This is a genomic window from Pantoea sp. XAF26B01_ASV70, assembly GCF_054512635.1.
Map to the genome: position 1 here is coordinate 1 of NZ_CM137251.1, position 23,178 is coordinate 23,178.

The 23,178-nt window shown below is 57.4% G+C and carries 21 protein-coding genes; 9 read left to right on the plus strand and 12 right to left on the minus strand.

Translation table 11 applies throughout. The features are described 5' to 3' along the window. The 7 genes from dnaA to ACX8ZY_RS00035 all read left to right on the plus strand — a co-directional run bounded on the left by dnaA (position 1) and on the right by ACX8ZY_RS00035 (position 9,304). On the plus strand, positions 1-1,416 hold the full coding sequence (gene dnaA / locus ACX8ZY_RS00005) for a chromosomal replication initiator protein DnaA (RefSeq protein ID WP_010671615.1): 1,416 nt from the start codon (positions 1-3) through the stop codon (positions 1,414-1,416). 4 nt (positions 1,417-1,420) lie between these two features. After that, the gene (gene dnaN, locus ACX8ZY_RS00010) at positions 1,421-2,521 is read left to right on the plus strand and encodes a DNA polymerase III subunit beta (protein WP_010258930.1); all 1,101 of its coding nucleotides are present in this window, start codon (positions 1,421-1,423) and stop codon (positions 2,519-2,521) included. 314 nt (positions 2,522-2,835) lie between these two features. Continuing rightward, positions 2,836-3,921, plus strand: a complete 1,086-nt coding sequence (recF, locus tag ACX8ZY_RS00015) for a DNA replication/repair protein RecF (RefSeq protein WP_010258927.1) — start codon at positions 2,836-2,838, stop codon at positions 3,919-3,921. A gap of 18 nt (positions 3,922-3,939) precedes the next feature. Beyond that, positions 3,940-6,348 carry a DNA topoisomerase (ATP-hydrolyzing) subunit B gene (gene gyrB / locus ACX8ZY_RS00020; RefSeq protein WP_158148897.1) on the plus strand — a complete coding sequence of 803 codons (2,409 nt, stop codon included), beginning with the start codon at positions 3,940-3,942 and terminating at the stop codon, positions 6,346-6,348. Positions 6,349-6,540: 192 nt separating this feature from the next. After that, positions 6,541-7,020, plus strand: a complete 480-nt coding sequence (locus ACX8ZY_RS00025; RefSeq protein WP_421665161.1) for a YhcH/YjgK/YiaL family protein — start codon at positions 6,541-6,543, stop codon at positions 7,018-7,020. 99 nt (positions 7,021-7,119) lie between these two features. Next, positions 7,120-7,929, plus strand: coding sequence for a sugar-phosphatase (gene yidA / locus ACX8ZY_RS00030; RefSeq protein ID WP_010258924.1), 810 nt, complete (start codon positions 7,120-7,122; stop codon positions 7,927-7,929). Between the two features lie 115 nt (positions 7,930-8,044). After that, a complete protein-coding gene (locus ACX8ZY_RS00035; protein WP_158148899.1) occupies positions 8,045-9,304 on the plus strand; it encodes a DUF3748 domain-containing protein in 1,260 nt (419 codons plus the stop codon). On the opposite strand, the gene ACX8ZY_RS00040 is transcribed toward ACX8ZY_RS00035, so the two are convergent. Next, positions 9,279-9,647: a YceK/YidQ family lipoprotein gene (locus ACX8ZY_RS00040; RefSeq protein ID WP_223564587.1), complete on the minus strand. Its 369-nt coding sequence runs from the start codon at positions 9,645-9,647 to the stop codon at positions 9,279-9,281. The genes ACX8ZY_RS00035 and ACX8ZY_RS00040 overlap by 26 nt on opposite strands. Before the next feature lie 290 nt (positions 9,648-9,937). Between ACX8ZY_RS00040 and ibpA the strand changes: the two genes are divergently transcribed. Further along, a complete protein-coding gene (gene ibpA, locus ACX8ZY_RS00045; protein WP_010258920.1) occupies positions 9,938-10,354 on the plus strand; it encodes a small heat shock chaperone IbpA in 417 nt (138 codons plus the stop codon). Between the two features lie 61 nt (positions 10,355-10,415). On the opposite strand, the gene ACX8ZY_RS00050 is transcribed toward ibpA, so the two are convergent. The 6 genes from ACX8ZY_RS00050 to ACX8ZY_RS00075 are packed head-to-tail and all read right to left on the minus strand — an operon-like array spanning position 10,416 to position 16,138. Then, complete coding sequence (locus ACX8ZY_RS00050) at positions 10,416-11,327, minus strand: EamA family transporter (RefSeq protein WP_033773205.1); 912 nt, start codon at positions 11,325-11,327, stop codon at positions 10,416-10,418. A 21-nt stretch (positions 11,328-11,348) separates the two neighbouring features. After that, positions 11,349-11,849 carry a YbaK/EbsC family protein gene (locus ACX8ZY_RS00055; RefSeq protein WP_010258916.1) on the minus strand — a complete coding sequence of 167 codons (501 nt, stop codon included), beginning with the start codon at positions 11,847-11,849 and terminating at the stop codon, positions 11,349-11,351. A 29-nt stretch (positions 11,850-11,878) separates the two neighbouring features. Further along, positions 11,879-12,679, minus strand: coding sequence for a 2OG-Fe(II)-dependent halogenase WelO5 family protein (locus ACX8ZY_RS00060; RefSeq protein ID WP_421665162.1), 801 nt, complete (start codon positions 12,677-12,679; stop codon positions 11,879-11,881). Between the two features lie 5 nt (positions 12,680-12,684). Beyond that, positions 12,685-13,392 (minus strand): class II glutamine amidotransferase, encoded by a 708-nt coding sequence (locus ACX8ZY_RS00065; protein WP_022624802.1) that lies wholly within the window; start codon positions 13,390-13,392, stop codon positions 12,685-12,687. Further along, positions 13,380-14,654, minus strand: a complete 1,275-nt coding sequence (locus ACX8ZY_RS00070) for an ATP-grasp domain-containing protein (RefSeq protein ID WP_167430507.1) — start codon at positions 14,652-14,654, stop codon at positions 13,380-13,382. Before ACX8ZY_RS00070 ends, ACX8ZY_RS00065 begins: the two co-directional genes overlap by 13 nt. Before the next feature lie 17 nt (positions 14,655-14,671). Beyond that, the gene (locus tag ACX8ZY_RS00075) at positions 14,672-16,138 is read right to left on the minus strand and encodes a hypothetical protein (protein ID WP_421665163.1); all 1,467 of its coding nucleotides are present in this window, start codon (positions 16,136-16,138) and stop codon (positions 14,672-14,674) included. 167 nt (positions 16,139-16,305) lie between these two features. Between ACX8ZY_RS00075 and ACX8ZY_RS00080 the strand changes: the two genes are divergently transcribed. Further along, a complete protein-coding gene (locus ACX8ZY_RS00080) occupies positions 16,306-17,757 on the plus strand; it encodes an aminotransferase-like domain-containing protein (protein ID WP_010258912.1) in 1,452 nt (483 codons plus the stop codon). On the opposite strand, the gene ACX8ZY_RS00085 is transcribed toward ACX8ZY_RS00080, so the two are convergent. From ACX8ZY_RS00085 to ACX8ZY_RS00105, 5 genes are all read right to left on the minus strand, one after another. Continuing rightward, positions 17,754-19,004 carry a valine--pyruvate transaminase gene (locus tag ACX8ZY_RS00085; protein ID WP_010258911.1) on the minus strand — a complete coding sequence of 417 codons (1,251 nt, stop codon included), beginning with the start codon at positions 19,002-19,004 and terminating at the stop codon, positions 17,754-17,756. The genes ACX8ZY_RS00080 and ACX8ZY_RS00085 overlap by 4 nt on opposite strands. 81 nt (positions 19,005-19,085) lie before the next feature. Beyond that, on the minus strand, positions 19,086-20,060 hold the full coding sequence (gene ghrB, locus ACX8ZY_RS00090) for a glyoxylate/hydroxypyruvate reductase GhrB (protein ID WP_010258910.1): 975 nt from the start codon (positions 20,058-20,060) through the stop codon (positions 19,086-19,088). Positions 20,061-20,134: 74 nt separating this feature from the next. Then, positions 20,135-21,415 (minus strand): MFS transporter, encoded by a 1,281-nt coding sequence (locus ACX8ZY_RS00095; protein WP_010258909.1) that lies wholly within the window; start codon positions 21,413-21,415, stop codon positions 20,135-20,137. Between the two features lie 32 nt (positions 21,416-21,447). Continuing rightward, on the minus strand, positions 21,448-22,413 hold the full coding sequence (locus ACX8ZY_RS00100) for a sugar kinase (protein ID WP_223566244.1): 966 nt from the start codon (positions 22,411-22,413) through the stop codon (positions 21,448-21,450). A 9-nt stretch (positions 22,414-22,422) separates the two neighbouring features. Beyond that, a complete protein-coding gene (locus ACX8ZY_RS00105) occupies positions 22,423-23,172 on the minus strand; it encodes a hypothetical protein (protein ID WP_033773196.1) in 750 nt (249 codons plus the stop codon). Positions 23,173-23,178 lie beyond the last annotated feature (6 nt).

The following is a 23,178-nucleotide window of genomic DNA, read 5'->3' on the forward strand; positions in this document are numbered from 1 at the left end:
GTGTCACTTACGCTTTGGCAACAGTGTCTTGCCCGTTTGCAGGATGAGCTTCCTGCCACCGAATTCAGCATGTGGATCCGTCCACTACAGGCTGAGTTAAACGACAATACGCTTGCCTTGTATGCTCCAAATCGCTTCGTACTCGACTGGGTTCGGGACAAATACCTTAATAGTATCAATGCACTGCTGAATGAATTCTGCGGTCCAAACGTGCCCACGCTGCGTTTTGAAGTGGGAACGCGCCCGGTTCAGCAGCAGGCGGCAGCGGTCAGCCAGCCTGTAATGGCCAGCGTCAGCGCGCCCGTGATGCCCGTACAGAGCCATATTCGTCCGGCCCCGACGCAGATCATGCGTCCCAGCTGGGATAATGTCCCGGCTCCGGCCGACGTCACCTATCGCTCAAATGTGAACAACCGTCATAACTTCGATAACTTCGTCGAGGGTAAATCTAACCAGCTGGCGCGCGCGGCGGCACGTCAGGTGGCGGATAATCCAGGCGGCGCTTACAACCCGCTGTTTCTGTATGGCGGCACCGGTCTCGGTAAAACGCACCTGTTGCATGCGGTGGGCAACGGCATCATTGCCCGAAAACCCAATGCAAAAGTGGTTTATATGCACTCCGAGCGCTTCGTGCAGGACATGGTTAAAGCACTACAGAACAATGCGATTGAAGAGTTCAAACGCTACTACCGTTCGGTAGATGCGCTGCTGATCGATGACATTCAGTTCTTTGCTAATAAAGAGCGATCGCAGGAAGAGTTCTTCCACACCTTTAATGCCTTATTAGAGGGCAACCAGCAGATCATCCTCACCTCGGATCGCTATCCAAAAGAGATCAACGGGGTGGAAGATCGTCTTAAATCACGTTTCGGCTGGGGTTTAACGGTGGCGATCGAGCCGCCTGAGCTGGAAACGCGTGTGGCGATCCTGATGAAAAAAGCGGATGAGAACGACATCCGTCTGCCTGGTGAAGTCGCCTTCTTTATTGCCAAGCGGTTACGCTCTAACGTGCGTGAGCTGGAAGGCGCGCTGAATCGCGTGATCGCCAATGCCAACTTTACTGGCCGGGCGATTACCATCGACTTCGTGCGCGAAGCGCTGCGCGATCTGCTGGCGCTGCAGGAAAAGCTGGTCACCATCGATAATATTCAGAAGACCGTGGCTGAGTACTACAAAATTAAGGTAGCGGATCTGCTTTCCAAGCGCCGTTCGCGCTCGGTGGCACGTCCGCGCCAGATGGCGATGGCGATGGCGAAAGAGTTAACCAACCATAGCCTGCCAGAAATTGGCGATGCTTTTGGGGGTCGCGACCATACAACGGTGCTTCATGCCTGCCGCAAGATTGAGCAACTGCGTGAAGAGAGCCACGATATCAAAGAAGATTTCTCTAATCTCATCAGAACATTATCTTCCTGACGCTATGAAATTTATTGTTGAACGTGAGCAGCTGCTGAAGCCGCTGCAACAAGTAAGTGGTCCCCTGGGTGGTCGTCCGACGCTGCCGATCCTTGGAAACCTGCTGCTGCAGGTAACTGAAGGTTCGCTGTTGCTGACCGGTACCGATCTGGAAATGGAGATGGTCGCACGCGTGGCGCTGACTCAGGCACATGAGCCTGGATCCACCACCGTTCCGGCGCGCAAATTCCTCGATATCTGCCGCGGATTGCCGGATGGCGCAGAAATTACTCTGGCACTGGAAGGCGATCGCATGCTGGTGCGCTCTGGCCGCAGCCGTTTTTCGCTGTCGACCCTGCCCGCCAGTGACTTCCCGAATCTTGACGACTGGCAGAGTGAGGTTGAATTCACCCTGCCACAGGCAACGCTGAAACGGCTGATTGAAGCCACCCAGTTTTCGATGGCGCATCAGGATGTGCGTTACTACCTCAACGGCATGATGTTTGAAACCGAAGGGGAAGAGCTGCGCACCGTGGCCACTGACGGTCACCGTCTGGCCGTCTGCTCCATGCCGATTGGTCAGGCGCTGCCGAGTCATTCGGTGATTGTGCCGCGTAAAGGCGTGATTGAACTGCTGCGTCTGCTGGATGGCGGCGATACCCCGCTGCAGGTTCAGATTGGCGGCAGCAATATCCGTGCGCATGTCGGCGACTACATCTTTACCTCTAAGCTGGTTGATGGCCGTTTCCCCGATTATCGTCGCGTATTGCCGAAGAATCCCGACAAAGCGCTGGAAGCGGGCTGCGATCTGCTCAAACAGGCCTTTGCCCGCGCCGCTATCCTCTCTAACGAGAAGTTCCGCGGTGTTCGCCTCTATATCACCGAAAATCAGCTGAAGATCACCGCCAATAACCCTGAACAGGAAGAAGCGGAAGAGATGCTGGATGTCAGCTACAACGGCACGGAACTGGAGATTGGCTTCAACGTCAGTTACGTGCTGGATGTGCTGAACGCGCTGAAGTGCGAAAACGTCCGTCTGCTGCTGACCGATTCAGTGTCGAGCGTGCAGATTGAGGATGTGGCGAGCCCGGCAGCGGCCTATGTCGTCATGCCCATGCGCTTGTAGAAGATATCGGCCTGGCTTACTTGCCATTCTGATTCCGGGCAGTGCTCGCCCCTGGTCACATACTTCAGTATGCTCCCAGGGCCTGCGCGCTTCTTGTAGAATATATCGGCCTGGCTTACTTGCTACGTTGTGCCCCGGCAGTGCTCGCCATCCTCACGTACTTCAGTACGCTCCGGTGGCTGTGCGCTGGCGGGGCGCAACGTAGCTGCGACGCCGACGGCCTTGTGACTGAGGTATCGGGCAAACCTGCTTTGCCGTTGACGCCCTGGATGGCCAGGCCCAAAATTTTATTGCCCTTCACGCTGGACTGATTCATGGCTTTAACCCGCCTTCTTATCAAAGATTTTCGTAATATTGAGCAGGCTGACCTGCAGCTGGCACCCGGCTTTAATTTCCTGGTCGGCGCCAACGGCAGTGGTAAAACCAGCGTTTTAGAAGCGATTCATACTCTGGGGCATGGCCGTTCGTTTCGCAGCCTGCAGGCGGGACGCGTGATTCGTCACGATGAGGCGGCGTTTGTGCTGCATGGGCGTCTGGAAAACAAAGAGCGGGAAATCTCAGTCGGGCTGACCAAAAACCGTGCCGGTGACAGCAAAGTGCGCATTGATGGCAGCGATGGTCATAAGGTCGCGGAGCTGGCGCAGCTGTTGCCGATGCAGTTAATCACCCCTGAAGGCTTTAGTTTGCTGAATGGCGGCCCCAAATATCGCAGAGCCTATGTCGACTGGGGCTGCTTTCATAACACCCCCGGCTTTTTTAACGCCTGGAACAACATGCGCCGCCTGCTTAAACAGCGGAACGCGGCGCTGCGCCAGGTCTCACGTTACAGCCAGATTCGTCCCTGGGATCAGGAGCTGGTTCCGCTGGCTGAACAGATCAGCCAGTGGCGGGCGGAATACAGCGCGGCGATTTCAGCGGAAATCACCGCCACCTGTGGCCAGTTTCTGCCGGAATTTGAGCTGCGCTTCTCATTCCAGCGTGGCTGGGACAAAGAGAGCGACTACGCCGAACTGCTGGAACGTAACTTCGAGCGCGATCGTGCACTGACCTATACCGCCAGCGGTCCCCATAAAGCGGATTTTCGTATTCGGGCTGAAGGGACGCCGGTAGAAGATTTACTCTCACGCGGGCAGTTAAAACTGCTGATGTGTGCATTGCGTCTGGCACAGGGCGAGTTCCTGACAAGCCAGAGCGGACGCCGCTGTATTTACCTTATTGATGACTTTGCTTCTGAGCTGGATGAGAGCCGCCGACGCCTGTTGGCGGAACGGTTAAAAGCCACTCAGGCTCAGGTATTTGTCAGCGCAATTTCTGCCGGACATGTAATCGACATGACCGACGAAAAGGGCAAGATGTTCCGCGTGGAACAGGGTAAAATAGCGGTTCAACCTGAAGATTAAAATGAGCGAGAAACGTTGATGTCGAATTCTTATGACTCCTCAAGTATTAAAGTCCTGAAAGGACTTGATGCGGTACGCAAACGCCCGGGCATGTATATCGGCGATACCGATGACGGTACCGGTCTGCATCACATGGTATTCGAGGTCGTGGATAACGCAATCGACGAAGCGCTCGCTGGTCACTGTAGTGACATTGTGGTCACCATCCATGCCGATAACTCCGTATCGGTGCAGGATGATGGGCGCGGCATTCCTACCGGTATTCACGAAGAAGAGGGCATCTCTGCCGCTGAAGTGATCATGACCGTGCTGCATGCTGGCGGTAAGTTCGATGATAACTCCTATAAAGTCTCCGGCGGCCTGCACGGCGTGGGCGTCTCCGTGGTTAACGCCCTGTCGCAGAAGCTGGAGCTGACCATCCGTCGCGAAGGCAAAGTGCATCAGCAGATTTACGTCCATGGCGTACCGCAGGCACCGCTGGCGGTGACAGGTGAGACCGACATTACCGGGACCCGTGTGCGTTTCTGGCCGAGCCACGAAACCTTTACCAACGTGCGCGATTTTGAGTATGACATCCTGGCGAAACGCCTGCGTGAACTCTCATTCCTGAACTCCGGCGTGTCGATTCGTCTGGATGATAAGCGTGATGGCAAAAGCGATCACTTCCACTATGAAGGCGGTATCCGGGCGTTTGTTGAGTACCTCAACAAAAACAAAACCCCGATTCACCCTACCGTGTTCTATTTCTCTACCGAGAAAGATGGCATTGGTGTGGAAGTGGCGCTGCAGTGGAACGACGGCTTCCAGGAAAATATCTACTGCTTTACCAACAACATCCCACAGCGCGACGGCGGTACACACCTCGCCGGTTTCCGTTCAGCGATGACCCGTACCCTGAATGCCTACATGGAAAAAGAGGGTTACAGCAAGAAGGCCAAAGTCAGCGCCACCGGTGATGATGCCCGTGAAGGTCTGATCGCTGTGGTTTCGGTGAAAGTGCCGGATCCTAAATTCTCCTCGCAGACCAAAGATAAACTGGTCTCCTCCGAGGTGAAAACAGCGGTTGAGCAGCAGATGAATGAACTGCTGGCTGAATACCTGCTGGAAAATCCTTCAGACGCCAAAATTGTAGTCGGCAAAATCATCGACGCTGCCCGTGCCCGTGAAGCGGCACGCCGCGCCCGTGAAATGACCCGCCGTAAAGGCGCGCTGGACCTGGCGGGTCTGCCAGGCAAACTGGCGGATTGCCAGGAGCGCGACCCGGCGCTGTCTGAAATCTACCTGGTGGAGGGTGACTCCGCAGGCGGCTCGGCCAAACAGGGCCGTAACCGTAAAAACCAGGCGATTCTGCCGCTGAAAGGTAAGATTCTTAACGTTGAGAAAGCGCGTTTCGACAAGATGCTCGCCTCCCAGGAAGTGGCCACGCTGATCACCGCGCTGGGCTGCGGTATTGGTCGCGACGAGTACAACCCGGACAAGCTGCGCTATCACAGCATCATCATCATGACCGATGCCGACGTCGATGGTTCGCACATCCGTACCCTGCTGCTGACCTTCTTCTATCGTCAGATGCCTGAAATCATTGAGCGCGGCCACGTTTATATCGCCCAGCCGCCACTCTATAAAGTGAAGAAAGGCAAGCAGGAGCAGTACATCAAAGATGACGAGGCGATGGATCAATACCAGATCGCTATCGCGCTTGATGGCGCGACGCTGCACACCAATGCCAGCGCGCCGGCGCTGGGCGGTGAGCCGCTGGAGACGCTGGTCACTGACTTCAACAGCACCCAGAAGATGATCAAGCGTATGGAGCGCCGTTATCCGATGGCCATGCTGCGTGCGATGATTTATCACGACACGCTGAGCGACCTGACCAGCGAAGCAGAGGTTACAACCTGGCTGAATGGTCTGGTGAACTATCTGACTGAACGCGAAGCGCATGGCAGCACCTATCTGGCACAGGTGCGTGAAAACCGCGAATCAAACCTGTTCGAGCCGGTACTGCGCGTCCGTACCCACGGTGTAGATACTGACTATCCGCTGGATGCTGATTTCATTCAGGGTCCTGAGTATCGCAAAATCTGCGCCCTGGGCAGCAAACTGCGTGGTCTGCTGGAAGAAGATGCTTACATCGAACGTGGCGAGCGTCGTCAGCCAGTGGCAAGCTTCGAACAGGCGATTGAGTGGCTGATTAAAGAGTCGCGTCGCGGCCTCTCGGTCCAGCGCTACAAAGGTCTGGGCGAGATGAACCCGGAGCAGCTGTGGGAAACCACCATGGATCCAGACAGCCGTCGTATGCTGCGCGTTACCATTAAAGATGCGATTGGCGCTGATCAGCTGTTCACTACCCTGATGGGCGATGCGGTTGAACCGCGCCGCGCCTTCATCGAAGAAAATGCGCTGAAAGCCGCCAATATCGATATTTAACTGGCATCAGCGATGAAAGGCCATCACCCAGGTGATGGCCTTTTTTTTGTGCCGTCCGGGCGGAAAACCCGCCAGGAGGTGCCTTCCTGCCCGCAGGCTGCGATCCCGATCACGTTTTAACACGGTCTGCTCCCTTACTCTTGCCCCTCTTTGCGCATTTACCGCGCACTATTCCACACAGGGAGTTACACCATGATTGTTTGCGATCGTCACGACTGGGACAGAGAACGTCACGCCTTTCATCCGGTAATCGATCAGGCGATAAGCTGGATTGCCAGCACAGATTTCAGCCAGCTGGAAACCGGCAAATATGAGATCCTGCCCGACAATAAAATGTTCTGTCTGGTGCAGGAGATGATGACCGAACCGGCCAGCGCACGCAAAGCGGAGTCCCACTTCAACTACATCGATATTCAGTATCTGTTGGCAGGCACCGAAAATATTGGCGTGGCCCGCGCCCATCCCGACCAGCACATCACCGAAGATTTTGCCCAGCAGCGAGACGTCGTTTTTTATCAGAAGATATTGAATGAGTCTGTGATTACGCTGATGCCCGGCATGTTCGCGCTCTTTTTCCCGCACGATATCCATCGCCCCTGCTGCGCCCCTGGCGAACCCGAAACAATCCGAAAAGCCGTGATTAAAATCCACCGCGATCTCTTTACCGCCTGAAGCTGGCGGTCAGCTGGCCGTTCTCGCCTGCCATGAAACTGGTCAATGTGCGCTGAATCGCGCTAGCATTGAACAAAACCCAGACGCTACGAGGACTCTATGGCTATTAAATTGATCGCTATCGACATGGATGGCACCCTGCTCAACCCGCAACATGAGATCACACCGGCGGTGAAATCCGCCCTGGATCGCGCCCGTCAGCAAGGGGTGTCGATTGTTCTGACCACCGGCCGGCCGTTTGTGGGTATCCAGCGCTATCTCATGGAACTGGATATGCAGACGCCCGGCCAGTACGCGATCAGCAACAACGGTGCGCTGGTTCATCAGGCCGAAGATGGTGAGTGCGTGGCGGAAGTGACGCTGACCTTTGACGACTACCTCTACATTGAGAACCTGGCGCGTGAGCTTGGCGTACATTTCCAGGCATTCGACAAAACCCATCTCTATACCCCTAACAAAGACATCAGCGAATACACCATCCATGAAGCGAGCCTGACCGGCATTCCGGTGCGCTACCGCGCGGTGGAGGAGATGGATCGTGCCATGCGCTTCCCGAAACTGATGATGATCGACCGGCCCGCTCTGCTCGACGCAGCGATTGCCCGCCTGCCCGGGCATGCTCAGCAGACTTACACCATCCTGAAGAGCGCGCCTTATTACCTCGAAATCCTCGATCGTCGGGTGAATAAAGGCCAGGGCGTCAAAATGCTGGCTGAGAAGCTCGGCCTGAAGCAGGAAGAAGTAATGGCGATTGGCGATCAGGAGAATGACCTGGCGATGATCGAATACGCAGGAACGGGTGTCGCAATGGGGAATGCCATTGACTCTGTTAAGAAAATTGCTCAGTTCATCACCAAAACCAATATGGAAGATGGCGTCGCGCATGCCATCGAAGAGTTAGTGCTGTAACGGCCTGTTCTCTGCCGGGCCGCTTCGGCCCGGATCCCCTAACCCGGCAAAAATGCTGCACCGCAAAACAGAATCGCGTAATTTGTCGGGCAACTCTTTCTCCGTGGGTTTCATCATGTCAGAAAAACAGATCACCTTTGCTGCCCGTCAGCATCAGCTCACCAATATTAATGTCTGGACTGCCGACAGCCAGTGGCTGGCGTTTGACGTTCGTCCATCGGGCGCGTCGTTTACCAGTCAGACCATTGAGCGGGTCAATGTGATGACCGGTGAGGTGGAGGTGCTCTATCAGGCCCGACATGGTGCCCATGTCGGCGTCGTCACGGTCAGTCCCGTCCTGCCACCGCGCTACGTCTGCATTCATGGCCCGGAACATCCCGATGCCAGCTGGCAGTATGACTTCCACCACCGGCGCGGGGTAATCGTTCAGAACGGTGCGGCGGTGAATCTGGATGCCTGCGATATCACGCCACCGTTTACTCCTGGCGCGCTGCGTGGCGGCTCGCATGTACATGTCTTCAGTCCTGACGGTTCTCGCCTGAGCTTTACCTACAATGACCACGTAATGCACGAACTGGATAGCCGGCTCGATCTGCGCAACGTCGGCATCGCGGTGCCCCTTTGCGCTGTAACGCCCGAAAAGCAGCATCCGCGCGAATATGACGGCACCTTTTTTTGCCTGCTGGTGAGCCAGACGCATGCGGAACCGCTGCCAGGCAGTGACCAGATTAATCGTGCCTGTGAGGAGTGCTGGGTCGGTGAGCGTGGCTACCAGAAGCCGGACGGCAGCTGGCAGCGCTGGGCGATCGCCTTTATTGGCGACACGCTGACGGCGCAGGGCGAAAAAAGGCCTGAAGTTTTTATTGTTGATCTGCCTGATGCACTGGAGGATTACGCCCGCGCCGGAGAGACGCCGCTGGAGGGCAGCAGCCAGCAGTTACCTGCGCCACCGGCTGGCGTGCAGCAGCGTCGCCTGACGCACAGCCGTGGTGTGGCTCTGCAACCTCGCCACTGGCTGCGCGCCGCACCGGATGGCAGCCAGATAGCGTTTCTGATGGCGGATGCCGCAGAGGTGATCCAGCTCTGGACGGTCTCCCCCAACGGCGGCGAACCGCGTCAGATCACCCGACTCAGCCACAGCATTCAGTCCGCCTTTAGCTGGCATCCTGACGGCCAGGCGATCGCTTTTATCTGCGATAACAGCGTGATGCGATGTGACGTTGAGAGCGGCGTGTGTCAGCGTCTGACCCGCAGAACAGAAGAGGCGCCATCAGGTGACGCGGTGGTCTGGTCACCGGATGGTACACAGATTGCTTATATGCGTGAGGTGAATGGCTGGCGGCAACTCTTTACGGTTGCGGCAGTGACCGCATAGGGGGCATAGGCTGCGCCTGCGCCAGGCTTTCCTGCGTATGCGCCAGCCTTTCGCTCTGCAGGATGCGTTCACGTGGAGAGTCGAGAGATTTATCTTTGTCGCTGCGGTAGTAGTCCCACGGCAGCAGCAGCGTATCCAGCACGGCAGAGAAAGGAAGATCGATTAACGCCAGCGGCTTCAGCGCCCAGCTGGTATCACCATCGGACAGCATATCAGCGCTGGCACGGGTGCCTGGATAGTAGCCCTGACTCGCACCTGTGTGAGACATCACGCTGGAACAGCCGGTTGTTGCCATTGCGCAGCACACCACTCCAGCCAGAGGTAAGGTCTTCATCAATTTCATCATCATCATCCCTTCAGTCATGGCATAAGCCTGGCTGAGTTTGCTTGCCAGACAACGTCAACACTCTGGGGCGAAGTCCGTCTGGGTCTGGCAAAAGTAGTCCTGAGTGTATGCCATTTCCACAATTTGGCGAAAAAAATTGCATTTCACCCTCTTGAAAATGGTCTTGTGGCACCCATTTTTAGTTTACGGACGCACTCACCGTTGCCGCAAGGGACAGTGGGGTGCCGTATCCAGCCTGTCCAGTAGTGGAAGGTTGCCAAAACTTGCTGAAATTCAGGAGTCTTAATATGCGTAATTTTGATCTCACCCCACTTTATCGCTCTGCTATCGGTTTTGATCGCCTGTTTAACCTGCTCGAATCTAATCAGAATCAGAGCAATGGCGGCTATCCTCCCTATAACGTTGAACTGGTCGATGAAAATCACTATCGCATTACTATTGCGGTGGCCGGTTTTGCTCAGAGTGAACTGGATATCACGGCGCACGATAACGTGCTGATCGTGCGGGGTGCCCATCCTGAAGAGCAGACCGAGCGTAAATACCTGTATCAGGGTATCGCCGAGCGTAACTTCGAGCGTAAATTCCAGCTCGCCGACCACATTGTGGTGCGCGATGCCCGTCTCGAAAATGGTCTGCTGAGCATCGATCTTGAACGACTGGTGCCGGAAGAGGCGAAACCACGCCGTATTGAGATTCTGAAGTAACCATGACAAACGCCGCGTTAGCGGCGTTTTTTTGCCCTTATATCTGAAGGCAGACTTGTCCTTACGGCTGCGTTCGCATCGCTAAACGCTGACCCAGCACGCCACCAAACACATTGACCAGCAGTCCCAGTATAATCACCACCGCACCCAGCATCTGCTGCCCGGAGAGATGCTCATCCAGCACCAGCGCGGCGGTAATAATCCCCACCACTGGCACCAGCAGCGACAGCGGCGCGACGCGCCAGGTTTCGTAGCGACTCAGCAGATTCCCCCAGATGGCGTAACCCACAATGGTGGCGACAAATGCCAGATAGAACAGCGCCAGCACGGTCTGCAGGCCGATATGCAGCAGGCTGTAAACGATGGCGGCCTGACCATCAAACAGCAGCGAACAGGCAAAGAAAGGAACGATCGGCACCAGCGCACTCCAGACCACCAGTGACATGATCGGCACGCTGCGGTTCCGCATAATAATCTTATTGGTGATATTACCCAGCCCCCATGAGAGCGCCGCCGACAGCGTCAGCATCATGGTGGTCAGCGTAATACCGGCGCTGGTCTGCCCTTCCATGCCTGCCGTTGCCAGCAAAAACATCCCCAGCGTAGCGATGATAATCCCGACGATATGATTCCAGCGCAGCTTCTCCGCCAGCAACAACGCACCCAGCAACAGGGTAAAGAATGCCTGCGCCTGCAGCACCAGCGAGGCCAGACCGGCAGGCATGCCGAGCTTGATCGCCAGGAACAGAAAGGCGAACTGACCAAAACTGATGGTCATGCCATAAACCACCAGCCAGCGCAGCGGAATCGGCGGGCGACGCACAAAGAAAATGGCGGGAAAGGCGACCAGGGTAAAACGCAGCCCGGCGAGCAAAAAAGGCGGCATACCCTGCAGCCCCAGCTTGATCACCACAAAATTGACGCCCCACGCCACCACCACGCACAGCGCTAACAGCATATCTTTTACCGACATCAGAAACTCCTTGTCCTGCCGTCAGGCGGTGACCGCAATGGGGGTCGCGATATCGGCACAGCAGCCTTCACCCACGATGCGAAAATAATCATCTACAGCCAGCGCGATCGACTTATCCAGTTCGCCCGCGTTAAACCATAACGTTCCGACCTGTTGCAGTCGGGTATCCACCCGCAGCGCCAGCCGGTCATCAAAACTAAACGGCGGTACCGCGCCCATCACACAGCCCGTCAGCGCCTGCGCCAGCTCCGGAGCGGCGAAAGAGGATTTTTTGCCGCCGATGGCGCGCGCCGCACTTTTGAAATTGATCCGGCAGTCGCCCGGCACTATCGCCAGCAGCTGACGCGATGGCGCACCGTCCGGCATGCTGACCTCCAGCACCATCGCTTTGGCCGCCTGACCCAGCAGGTTACCGCGTATCTGGCTGATCTGTTCGGTCTGCCCTATCGCCTCATGTTCCACCACGCGATAGCTGGCCTGCTGCTGATCCAGCAGCGCAGTGATTTTTTCAAACGTCGTCATTCCCTTCTCCTGTTCTGGCACGACCCGGCTTAACTCCAGGCGATAGCGTGCTTCATTTTTTTATCGGTCAGCCCGAAAAAGAAACCTATGGTGATACGGGTATCGCCTTCGACCCGATCGATCTCATGATAAAACGCAGGATTAAACAGATAGATATCGCCACTGCGTGGTGAAAATTCGCAGATCTCGCTGTTTTCGATCACCCCACTGCGATAACCCAGCTCCCCGACGGTTTTGAACTGCTCATCCTCCGGCGACCACTTTTTGTTGTAGATACGCAGTGCTCCGCCCGCGTTGCACTCCTGCAGGCAGACCACGCAGCTGAGCTGATGCAGGATTTGCGTCACCACTAGCGAAGTCTCTGCGGCGTCGCGCACGATATTGTCGTTATGCAGCGGGTTCGCGACGCCATTGGCATGAAAGCGCACGATAGAACCGGCATAGTCTCCACAACCCGGTTCGTGGGCGATGCGTAAACTTTCCAGCCGCAGCGCATGCTGAACCCAGCGGTAAATCTGTTCGCGCAGCGTATTCAGTGAGGGCGGCAACGCCGGCTGGATATCGCGCAGCTCGGTAAAGTAGTTATCGGGAGCCGCAGTATGACGCGCCAGATAGGGGCCGAGCGTGGTCAGCGCGCCATTGGGATAGTGGGAGACACGGATCTTTTCCCGGCAGCTCTGCAGGTCAGTCACCACCGCTTCCCGCACCTCTGGCGTCAGGAAATTACGCAGCACCAGCAGCGGCACCCGTGCGGTAACGATGTCATCCAGCCAGGTCGATTCCACAAACATGTTGGGATTAATCACGCGGAACTGATTGAAAATTGCCATGTTTATCACTCCCTAAACGGTATTTCATAGAGTTCATGATTGTTCATTCGCCGCCAGTTGCCAGCGCTGCCTGGTATTGCCACGGGTTCAGAGGCGATCAGCGTGCAACCATCCTGTTGCTGAAAATGCATCGTAAAATAGTCGGGCCAGGGCGTGTCGTGCGGATACCACTGCCACGCCCAGGCTTTGTCACGGGTAACGAAAATGGCATTCCCTGCGCTGCCGCCCGGCTCTACCTGCGCCATCTTTGCGCGCAGATAGTCGCGGGTGAAATCGGCAGGCGTGGTCTGATCCACCAGATAACGCAGATACTCTTCTGAATCGAAGCGCGATTCGGCCAGACCGAGCTGGCGGTAAATCGTCGGCAGAAAGCCGTTATGCATCATGTACCACTGATGTCCGGCGCTGTTGCGCCACAGCGGATGAGAAAACGCCAGTCCCTGATTTTTACTCAGCGTGGCGTGCCGCACATGCACCGCCAGAAACCGGCTGCGCAGGCGATCTACATCGATACCGGGCAGCGCTTCTGCGAACGCGCCGGTGCCGTGCAGGGTACGAATCTCACCCTCTTCGAGCCACAGACAGCCCCAGCCGTTAGGGTGTGATTTGATCGGGCCATCGTGTTCGGCGCTTTCACCGCAGCTCATGGCGCGCGCCGCCTCCAGAATTTCTGCGCTGTCGAACCGGCCATGCGCCAGAATCATCCTGCACATACTTTATCTCTCCCGGCCGCCACCGGCTGCGCGGCAATCACCTGCTGAAAAGTGGTCATAATCGGCTCACGCGCTGTGGCCGTCAGGCTGAAAGTGGCCAGAATGCCCGCGTGACGCGTCAGGTCGGCATAGAGCGATGAGCGTGACGAAACCTGTAACGCAGGCAATCTGAGTGGCGGTAACAGCGCGCCCTGCTGATGCTGATCGATCCAGCGTTCGGCAGCCTGCAGCTGCGCCGGTTGCCGTAACCGCAGCTGGCCGACCGCACCGGGTGTGGTGAAGGCAAACGCGGGCAATGCGCCACCCGCCTCCAGCCGGAAGGTGACTTCTGCCCAGTTGATGCCGGTCGCCTCCTGCACCAGCGTCGCCACACCCATGCCGGAGAGCCGGAACCCCATCTCCAGGAAATGCGGCACGCCGTTGACCACAATAAAATCGATATGAAATGCACCCTGACAATAGCCAAAGGTTTCACAACAGAAGGTCATCAGGCTGCTGAACGAGGCTGGCAGGGCCGCTGCCGCCATCGCCACATGCCCCGACTCATAAAAGCTGACGCAGCCCTCAGCATCCCGGTGCTGCTCAATCACCTTCTGGCAGCAGGTCAGCGCCTGGGGATGTCCCTGATGCACCACGCCCTGTAATGAAAACTCATCGCCGATCAGTGCGCTTTCCACAATAAAGCCGCTGAAACCGCGTCCGCCGTAATTCATGGTCTGCACCAGCTGTTTCACTACGCTATGCAGCTGATCGGCATGCTCAATCAGCCAGATGCCCAGGCCGCCGCCGCCATCCACCGGCTTCACGACGCAGGGATAGATCAGCGCCTGTCCGGCATCCAGAATGCTGAGCGGCGAGGCGAAAAAGCGGAACTCCGGCTGCGGGAAGCGCGGCCAGGCTTTTTTTAGCGCCATGCGCTGCGCATATTTATCCAGCGGAATAAAGGCGGCGGGCGCATCCGGCCCGGCCAGCATCTCGCGCAGTCGTCCGGCGCTGGCGTTGTAGGCTTCAAAGCCCGCCAGCACCACCAGCGGATGCGCCAGTAAACCGGCGTGCAGATAGGCCTGCATCACCTCCCAGGGATTCTCGGGTCGATCGAGGCGAATGATCAGATCAAATGGCAGAGCCAGGCTTAACGACTGGTAATCGACGAAATCACCCATTTCAGCCAGCACGGTAAAATAGCCGTCGCGCTTCGCCACCGCGCAGTAAGGATTTTGCCCGTCGCGGGTGGCGCCAATTTGCAGAAAAATCTTTTTCATCGCCTCGCCTTACCGGGTTATCGCCCGGAAATGATTTCTGTCACGATGTCATTCAGTACACCGTTATTGACCTGAATCACCGCTTTGTGGGGATCAAAACGCAGCACGCGCGACAGCGGATCGGCACTTTTGCCCTCCAGCAGCGAACTGACCGGCTTGCTCTGCCAGCAGTGCCGCATCTGCGTCAGCGTCATGCCAGAGAGCCGGGTTAACTGCTGTGCCAGCGCGCCATCCTCACTGCGTTGCTCAAGCAGGTCGCGGATGGCCGCCTCATCCAGCGTAATCTGCTGCTGCATCAGCCAGTGTCCGAGCTGCTCTCCCTGCGCCAGGAACGGGGAGTAGATCATGCAGATCAGCTGATCTTCGCTGAGGTCAAACGCCTGTATGGCGAAGTCCGCCGCGCGCTGCCGCTGCCGCTGGATCGCGGCGTCATCCTGATAGCGTGCTGCCATCTCATCGATTAGCGCGGGCGGAAAATCTTTCTTCACCATCAGTCCCAGCGCAAAGCGCACATATTCGCGGATCCCTTCGGCATAGTGGCGCTGCAGCAGCGTTTCTGCCCGCAATCCGCGCAGGTGCGCCATCAGCGTCGGATTACCGCAGTCGGATTCGGAAAAACTGAACATCAGCGCATCAAAACGGAAGCGCATAAATTCGCTGAGCAGTGCCCAGTGCGCGCCCGCTTCATAGGCGGTGTCCTGATAGATGTTGAAGAACAGTGGATTGCGCGCCAGCTGGTGGGTGATGCGGTGCGCAGGCGTCAGCTGATCGGCGCCATAAACATCGCTGAAGTAGCGCTCTGCCACGCCATCCAGCGTCTGCAGAAACCCGCTGAAGCCCCGGGTTTTGTCCGCCACCGGCGCATCAAACAGCCGTGAGAGGTGCCGCGCCCAGGCGACATAGGCGGCCTGCTCCTGTGGCGAGTCGCCGGTAACAATCAGATCCACGCCACCGTTGTAGTCTGCCGCCAGGCCAAAGGAGTTCACCATGCTGAGATTACAGGCGTTGCAGAAGGTCGAGCGCGCGTCGGCGCGAAACCGGTGGCCATTCATCAGCACGTCATTGCGGTTCTGCTGCCGCACGCTCTCCGGCATCGGCAGGTCGCGGTCAAACGGCCGGATCAGCAGGCCATCCACCACCAGGCACTCCACCCGTTCATCGTCATGCATCCCCAGCGACTGATAAACGCGGTGGATATTCTCCATTACGCTCTGATTCATCGCCGCATGGCGATTGGTGCTGATCCGCAGATGAAAGGTGCTGCCCTGCTGCTGCCAGATCAGTCCCTGAATGTAACGCACGTAAGCCACCATGTAGCTGCTGTCTTTTCCCCCGCCATAGGCGAGCAGCACACGGTTATTCTCCAGCTGCTGCTGATCCGGCAACGCTGCCAGCAGGCGAAAAGAGCAGCGCTGAGCAGACTCAATGATGGCGGGTGACAGATACGCTTCCATCTCCTTCATCATGGCGGGCAGATTATTCATTTCTCACGTTTTCCTCAGGTGAACAGAATCACTTTATGGTCTGAAGCCCGGGGCTGACGGGGTCGCCGGGCCGTTTAGCGTTATGAATAATTAAGAGATGCAGCCTAAAGTACTTTGAATGTACTCTGTTGAATATGCACAGATCAGCGCGATATGGGGTGGAACAGATGGCCGATATTATCGGGGAACAGGAGAGTCAGAGCAGTCGTTACCGCCAGATCGCAGAACAGATCAAGCAGGCCATTCATGCCGGTTCGCTGGCACCTGACAGCCGTCTGCCGTCAGTGCGCACGCTGGCGACGCAGTACAATGTCAGCCTTACCACCGCCCTGAAGACACTGCGCACGCTGGAAGATGAGCGCTACGCCGTTGCCCGCCCCAAATCGGGCTTTTTTGTTGCGCCGCAGCGGCCCTCTTCCCGTCAGCTGCCCGCCGTCAGCGAACAGCCGCGCGCCATCGCGCCGCTTGATGAGCAGACAGAACTTCATCTGGCGATGCTTGGCTCAGACTGCCGGGTGCGTCTCGATCTGGCCAACGGTGACAGCGCACTCTATCCGGTCAAGCGCATCGGCCTGCTGATGCGTCAGATGGGCTACAGCAAACCGGCCCTGCTCGGGAATACGGTGAAGGGCACCGGCTATGCGCCGCTGAAAACAGAGATTGCCCGCCGGGCAGTGGGTTACGGCTGCAATATCAGCGCTGACGATATTCTGATCACCAACGGCTGCATTGAGGCGATCTCGCTGTCGCTGCGCGCCACGACCCAGCCAGGCGATGTGGTCGCCGTGGAGTCACCCTGCTATTTCGTGCTGCTGCAGATGCTGCATAACCTCAATTTACGGGTGATTGAAGTGGAAGCCGGGCCGGAAGGGTATGTCGATGTCGCGAAGCTCACCGGGCTGTTTCAGCGCAAGGCGGTGCGGGTTTTTCTCACCCTGTGCAACGTCAACAATCCGCTGGGAAAAAGCATTCCCAACGAGCATAAGGCCTATATTGCGCGGCAGGCGGATGAAAACGATGTGGTGATCATCGAGGATGATATTTTCGGCGATACCGCCTTCGGTGAACGCCGCCCTTTCCCGATGCGCGCCTTCAGCCCCAACGCCATTCTCTGCAGCGGCTTCTCTAAAACCGTGGCGCCAGGCATTCGTATCGGCTGGGTTCACAGCGTCAACTACATGCGCAAAATCGCCTCACTGAAATATACCTCAACCATGGGCACCTCGGTGCTGTCGCAGGCGGCGGTGGCGGAACTGCTGCGCAGTGGCGGCTATGATGCTCACCTGCGTAAGCTGCGGCGTGAGCTGGCACGACAAATCCGTGAAATGCGTCAGTCGGTGTTACGGGAATTTCCGGCGGGAACCCGGGTGTCCGATCCGGAAGGAGGCTATGTGCTGTGGGTTGAGATGCCCCGACAGGCGCTGAACGTGCGCGAGCTGTTTCTGAAAGCGCGCAACGCGGGCATCGGCATTGCGCCGGGCCACATTTTTGCCACCGACCAGCGCTACGATCACTGTTTCCGGCTGAATGCCGGTTTTGGCTGGAATGCAGAGGTGGAACAGGCGATTCAGCAGCTGGCACAGTGGTGCCAGCTGTCGTTAACCGATACGCAGGATTAGCTGTCGCGCCAGGCGTTCTCAACCTCTTCCGCCAGAATCTGCACCGCCCGCTCAATATTCTCTGCATCCGGCACGTAATTCATCCGCATACATTGATGGGTGTGCGGCCACGCCTGTTCCAGTCCCGGGAAGAAGAAGTGGCCCGGCACCATCAGCACGCCGCGCGCTTTCAGCCGCTGATAAAGCAATTCGGTGGTGATCGGCAGATCGCGGAACCAGAGCCAGAGGAAAATCGCCCCTTCCGGCTTGTGGATCAGGCAGCGGTCTTCCGGCAGATAGCGCCGCAGGATCGCAATGGTCTGCTGCACCTTCTGCTGATAGAACGGCTTAATCACCTCTTCGGAGAGCCGCAACAGATCGCCGCGACGGATCATCTCATTGGCAATGGCCGGACCGATACTGCCGGGCGCCAGACTGATGATGCCGTTCATATTGCTCAGCGCGGTGATGGTCTTCTCGTCAGCGATAATGATGCCGCAACGCGCACCCGGCAGGCCGAGCTTCGACAGACTCATGCAGAGAATGATGTTGGGGTTCCACAGCGGGCGCACCTCGCTGAAGATGATGCCGGGGAACGGCACGCCATAGGCATTGTCGATCAGCAGCGGCACGTCATGCTGCTGCGCCAGCGCATCGAGCTGCATCAGCTCATCATCGGTGATTACGTTGCCGGTGGGGTTGGTCGGGCGCGATACGCAGATCAGCCCGACCTCTTCATTCATCGGCAGATGCTCAAAATCGACATGATATTTAAACTGACCTTCCGGCAGCAGCTCAATGTTCGGCTTCGCCGACACAAACAGCCCCTCTTCCAGGCCGGCATCCGCATAGCCCAGATACTCAGGCGCCAGCGGGAACAGCACCCGCTTTTTGCTGCCATCGGCCCGGCGCCCCGCATACAGGTTAAACAGATAGAAGAAGGCACTCTGGCTGCCGTTAGTCAGCGCAATGTTCTGTGCGGTGATGGGCCAGCCAAGCTGATCGCTCAGCAGCCCGGCCAGCGACGCCAGCAGCGTCGCTTTTCCGCGCGGGCCGTCGTAATTGCACAGCGCCTCGCTGAGTTTGCCTTCCTCATGCATCTGCTGCAGCAGTTGCTGAAAGTAGTCGTTCATGGCCGGGATCTGCGCCGGATTACCGCCGCCCAGCATGATGGTGCCGGGCGTTCGCAGGCCCGCGCCCATATCTTCCATCAGACGTGAGATGCCGGAATGTTGGGTAAATTTGTCGCCGAACTGAGAAAAAGACATAGCGGTTAAATATTTGTGATAGCGAATCGGGGGTCCACCATAACGCCCGCCATGGGCGGGCGCAATGGAAAGGCGAGGGGATTACTTCAGCGCCTGCGGGTTCACGCAGTTTTTCTCGACGCTTCCGCCGAGTGCAGCGAGGAGATTCTCTACCGCATCCTGCATCATGCCGTAGCGGGTTTCGTGGGTGGCAGAACCGATATGCGGCAGCGTCACCACATTGGGTAGCGACAGCAGCGGAGAGTCGGCAGAGACCGGCTCCTGCTCAAACACATCCAGCCCGGCGGCATGCAGTTTACCCGCCTGCAACGCGGCGATCAGCGCATTTTCATCCACCACCGGCCCGCGACCGGCGTTGATCAGCACCGCATCCGGCTTCATCAGTTCAAGCTCGGCGGCACCGATCAGATGGTGCGTCTCTTCAGTCAGCGGCAAACTGATGCAGACGAAATCACTCTGCTTCAGCAGCGCTTCCAGCTCACAGCGCTGTGCGCCAAAGCGCGACTGCGCCTCTTCATGCTCGCGGCGGGCGTTGTAGAGGATTTTCATACCGAAGCCAAAGTGGGCGCGCTGCGCCAGCGCCATCCCGATACGTCCCATGCCGAGAATACCCAGCGTTTTATGGTGCACGTCGATGCCGAACTGTGCCGGACCGATGCTCTTCTGCCAGTTGCCCGCTTTGACCCAGGCATCCAGTTCCGGCACCCGACGCGCGGTACTCAGTACCAGCGCCATCATGGTGTCCGCCACGGTTTCGGTCAGCACGGTCGGCGTGTGCATCAGCACCACGTGACGCTGATTCAGCGCATCCACATCAAAATTGTCATAGCCTACAGAGACGCTGGAGCAGACGCGCAGATTGGGCATCTTCGCCAGCAGCTCACCATTCACTTTACCGCCCGATCCCAGCAGACCTTCTGCCTGCTGGAACGCCGCAGCATGTTCCTGCTGGCTTTCCGGCGAGAGATCGCTGATTTCCGTCACGTCACACTGTTCAGCCAGGCGAGCATAAAGATCGTCGGGCAGTTTTTTATAGAGAATTACAGCGGGTTTCATTCGGTGGCTCCCGGTCAATAAGTAGCGGGCGGCTTGCAGGCCGCCCGGAGAAATAGAGGCTAACGTTTACGCTTTCAGGCGGGTTTTGCACCCTGCAGCGGCGGCGCTTTGTTCTGCGCCGGTTTCACAATCAGCGTCAGCCACACCGAAACCAGCAGGGCCGATCCCATAAAGATGTAGGACGCGGACGGGCTGCCGGTGGCTCCATTAAGATAGCCGACAATCCATGAACCGATAAACGACCCCAGCGCACCCATACTGTTGATCAGCGCCATTGCGCCACCGGCGACATTGCGTGGCAGCATCTCAGGAATAATGGCGAAGAACGGCCCATAAGGCGCATACATCGCGGCACCGGCAATCACTAACAGGGTGTAGGACATCCAGAAATTGTTCGATCCCACCAGATAAGAGCCCAGGAACGCCAGCGCGCCCACCAGCAGCAGCGGCCAGACGAACAGCTTACGGTTCTGGGTTTTATCCGACGCCCAGGAGACCACCACCATCGCAATGGTCGCCGCCAGATAAGGCACTGCGGAGAGCCAGCCCGCCTCTACCATGCCCATCTGCGTGCCATTACGCAGAATCGACGGCAGCCACAGCACAAAGCCATAGACGCCGATGCTCCAGGCAAAATATTGCAGGCAGAGAATGATCACGTTGCGGTTGCGGAACGCTTCGCTGTAGTTGCGCACCGCTTTAATATTTTCCTGCTCTTTCTGCAGTTCAGCCTGCAATGCCGCTTTCTCGGCATCGCTCATCCAGCGCGCCTGCGCCGGCTTATCCTGCACCAGGAACCACCAGGCGATCGCCCAGACCACCGCCGGAATCCCTTCGAAGATAAACATCTCACGCCAGCCAAACGATTCAATCAGATAGCCTGACACGACCGACATCCACAACACCGTGACCGGATTACCCAGGATCAGGAAGGTGTTGGCGCGTGAACGTTCCGACTTGGTAAACCAGTTGCTGATGTAGATCAGCATCGCGGGCATCACCGCGGCTTCCACCACGCCCAGAATAAAGCGAATGGCCGCCAGCATCGGAATGTTGCTGACCACGCCGGTCAGTGAGGCACAGCCGCCCCACAGGATCAGACACCAGAAGATCAGTTTCTTGACGCTGCGGCGTTCGGCGTAAATTGCACCCGGGATCTGGAAAAAGAAGTAACCCAGGAAGAACAGCGCACCCAGCAGCGAGGACATGCCTTTGGTGATGCCGAGATCGTCATTAATCCCGGCAGCAGAAGCGAAGCTAAAATTTGCACGATCGAGATACGCCAGGCTGTAGGTGATAAACACGATGGGCATGATGAACCACCAGCGTTTTGGCGCGATTGTCTGCTTTTTCATCGGGAACTCCTGTGACTGTAGAGGGGCGCGAACTACACGTCGCCCAGTTGCTGACGCGTCGGCAGACCTTCGCTGTCACCAATGACCTGAATCGCCATCGAACCAATTTTGTTGCCGCGACGAATCGCCTGCGGCAACGACTGACCTTCCAGCAGGGCGCTGATGACGCCAACGGCAAAGCCGTCTCCGGCGCCTACCGTATCCACCACGTTGTCGACTTTTATCGCCTCAACCTGGCCCTGCTCGCCCTGCGCCGTTTTATACCAGGCACCGTCACAACCGGTTTTAATCACGACCGCTTTCACACCCTTATCGAGATAGAAATCCGCGATCGCTTCTGGCTGACGATAGCCGGTCAGAATCAGCCCCTCTTTTTCGCCCGGCAGTACCCAGTCGGCATACTCCGCCAGCAGATTGAGCTGCTTACGCATCTCCTCTTCGCTGCGCCACAGCACCGGCCGCAGGTTAGGATCAAACGAGATAGTTTTACCGCGCGCACGCATCTCTTTGGCGGTGTGCTTCAGCAGCTCCAGCGAACTCTCTGACAGCGCCGCCGCCACACCGCTCAGGTGCAGATGACGCGCCGAACCAAAATAGTCCGCGTCAAAATCGTCGACCGACAGATGGCTGGCCGCCGAGCCTTTACGAAAATATTCCACCAGCGGATCAGAGCCGTCATCGACTTTGGACTTGAGCTGAAAACCGGTGGGATAGCGCTTATCGACCGTCACCCGGGCGTGGTCGATACCCTCTTTTTCCAGCTGCTGGCAGATAAACCGGCCAAAAGCGTCATCGCCAATACGACTGACCCAGCCCACTTTCAGGCCAAGACGAGCCAGGCCGGTCGCCACATTGAGTTCAGCGCCCGCCGCGCGTTTAACAAAGGTCTCTGCTGCGGCCAGGTCGCCGGTTTCACGGGCGATGAACATCGCCATCGCTTCACCGATAGTGACAACATCAAGCGGACCGTTTTGATGCATAGTGTGATGCGTGGTCATCTTCACTCCTTACACGTTACGCAGCAGCGACACGTAGTGGCGTGTCACCGCAGTCAGATCGTCGCCTTCCAGCGGAAATTCAATACCGCGCGCTGCCTGTGCGGGCAACTGTTGCAGCAGTGTGCGCCAGTGGTCATCAGCCTCATCCAGCGCAATCGCGCGGTAGCTATCCTGGTGCGCCACGGCGGCTTTGACATGCACATAGCCCACCTGCGCAGCCAGCTGCTGCGCCGCCTGATCGGCATCCTCACCGGTCCAGCACCAGTTACCCATATCAAAGGTCATGCTGATCGGCAGATCCGCTTCCCTGACCGCCGTGAAAAAGGCGACTGACGGAGCCAGTCGGCCATGCTCAGTCTGGTCGTTTTCTACCGTCAGCTGAAACGGCAGATCCGCCAGCAGCGCCTGCAACGCTTCGCGAGGCAGCGCACCGGTGAACTCTCCCAGCGCCACTTTCAGCCGCTGAGCGTTTAACTGGCGTGCTTCTTCAACGTAGTGGGTTATACGGGGATTGATTTCGCCGCCGTCACAAAACAGCGTATCGGGCACCGAATAGCTGCTGTGCAGCTGATGCTGCGCCACCGCCCGGGCCAGTGCCGGCAGATCGGCCAGTGCCGCGTCATCAAGCAGTTCGCGGCGGATTTCGACCCCGTCTGCGCCCGCCTGCTGGATAATCGGCAGCAGCGCACGCTGACCGCCGAGAGCGGCGATCTGTGCGTGGCCATATGCGGCGGTCACCACGATGATGTCAGGTTTCATGTTCTA